Consider the following 1,945-nt stretch of genomic DNA (forward strand, 5'->3'; position numbering starts at 1 on the left):
CCGGCCGGTCGGCACTGCCCCGGTCGGTCAGCGCCGCTCCGGTGCGCCGTCCAGCGCGCCGTGCAGTGCTTCGGCGAAGGCGCGGGGATGGGTTCCGAAGCCCGTGTGGTCGCCCGGGAAGGCGACCGGCTCCGTGCCCAGGAGCCGCACCAGCGCGAGCCCGATGTCGTGGATGGGCTTCCCGGCGGAGGCGTCGCCCAGACCCACCGTCACCGGGACCCCGCCCTCCCGCAAGGCCTCCACGTCGGGCCGGTACAGCGACAGCGGCATCAGCCCGTGGGCCAGGAAGTACCCGAAGTTGCCGCTGACCCGCTCGAAGGTCTCGGGGTCCTCGTGCATCGGCCCCTCCGTCGCGGCGCCTTCCGGCTCCCGCCGGTCCTCCTCCCGCGCCTCCCCGTCCCCCTCGTCCAGGCCGTTGAGCGCCATGAACTTGCCGATCGCCGCCTCCACGCCCTCGCGCCGGTAGGTGTCGTAGACCTCCCGGTCGCGGGCGAGCACCTCGGAGGGATCGTCGAGCAGCATGACGCAGGGCGGCTCGTGCGCGAGCAGCGCGCGCACCGCCCCGGGGTGGCGCACGGCCATGTCGAGCCCGATCTGGGCGCCCGCGCTGTTGCCGAACACGTAGGCCGGGCCCCCGCCGAGCTCGGCGACCAGCCTGGCGGCGTCGTCGCTGTGCACCTCCACCCGCTGGTCCTCGGGTTCGCCGTCCAGCGTGCTGCGCGAGTTGCCGCGGGGATCGTAGGCCACGGTCGTGTACCGGTCGGCCAGCTGCTCGGCCAGGGCGGTGTAGACGCCCGCGTCCTGCGGACCGCCGGGGATCATCAGCAGCACGGGGCCCGAACCGCGGACCTCGTAGTGGATGCTGGCGCCCGGCACCTTCAGCGTGTGCGCTCCCGGTGCGTGGCGCGAGTGGTGCGACATGTCTGCGTCTCCCTGCCTCTTGCGTGCCCGGCGGTCAGCTGTCGCTGAGCACCATGCGGTTGCCCTCGCTGTCGCGGAACTCGGCGGCCGTGACCCCCGGCTGCCACATCGCCTCCCCCGGTTCGGTGACGATCTCCACGCCCGCGGCGCGCAGAGCCTCGACCGTGCCCTCGACGTCCTCCGTCACCAGGACCATGACCGGCTCGGCTGACGGGTTCTCGTCCGCGCGGCGCTGGAAGTGCAGGCGGGTCCGCGAGCCGGGGAAGCCGAGCTCGATCCACCGCCACCCGTCGTCGGACATGGGCGCGTCGGTCGCCACGGTGCAGCCGAGGCGGTCGGTGTAGAAGGCCTTGGCCCGCTCCTGGTCGAAGACGGGGAGTTCGGCGAACTTGACGTACATGGGGCTTTTCCGTTCCCTCTGACGCGCTACCGCGTTCGGTCCGCCTTCAAACTGGACCGTCCAGTACCGCGTGTGATGTGAAACTAGACCGTACAGTACCCATAGGACAAAAGGGTCGAAACGAAACCCGGAACGACGAAGACGAGGTGTTGAACAGCGTGAACCCGCCAGCGGAGGAGGAGCTGAGCCGCTCGGCCCGCAAGCGCCGGGCTATCCTGGGCGCCGCCGAGGAGGTCTTTCTGAGGGGCGGTTACCTCGGGACCAACATGGACGAGATCGCCGCGCTGTCGGGGGTGTCGAAGCAGACGGTCTACAAGCACTTCGGCAGCAAGGAGGGGCTGTTCGTCGAGATCGTCACCAGCATGACCTCGGGCGCGGGGGACGTGGTGCGCGACGAGACGCCCGAGCCCGACCGGGTCGAGGACGTGGAGGCCTACCTCAGGGACTACGCGCTGCGGCAGCTTGCGGTGGTGCTCACGCCGCGGTTGATGCGGTTGAGGCGGATGGTGATCGGCGAGGTCGCGCGGTTCCCCGAGCTGGCGCGGGTGCTGTACGAGTGCGGGCCGCAGCGGGCGATCGAGGGGCTGGCGGAGAGCTTCGCCCGGCTGGGGGAGAGGGGGCTGC

The 1,945-nt window shown here is 71.4% G+C and carries 3 protein-coding genes; 1 reads left to right on the top strand and 2 read right to left on the bottom strand.

The genetic code is table 11. The features are described 5' to 3' along the window. Nucleotides 1–27: 27 nt before the first annotated feature. A complete protein-coding gene (locus DQW06_RS26295; RefSeq protein WP_117199511.1) occupies nt 28–921 on the bottom strand; it encodes an alpha/beta fold hydrolase in 894 nt (297 codons plus the stop codon). A 34-nt stretch (nt 922–955) separates the two neighbouring features. Further along, nucleotides 956–1,321 (bottom strand): VOC family protein, encoded by a 366-nt coding sequence (locus DQW06_RS26300; protein ID WP_117199512.1) that lies wholly within the window; start codon nt 1,319–1,321, stop codon nt 956–958. Nucleotides 1,322–1,479: 158 nt separating this feature from the next. Here DQW06_RS26300 and DQW06_RS26305 point away from each other — a divergent pair. Continuing rightward, the coding region (locus DQW06_RS26305; protein WP_232833166.1) for a TetR/AcrR family transcriptional regulator at nt 1,480–1,945 on the top strand (466 nt) is incomplete at its 3' end.

It is taken from the genome of Nocardiopsis sp. TNDT3 (genome assembly GCF_003427465.1).
Lineage (GTDB): Bacteria > Actinomycetota > Actinomycetes > Streptosporangiales > Streptosporangiaceae > Nocardiopsis > Nocardiopsis dassonvillei.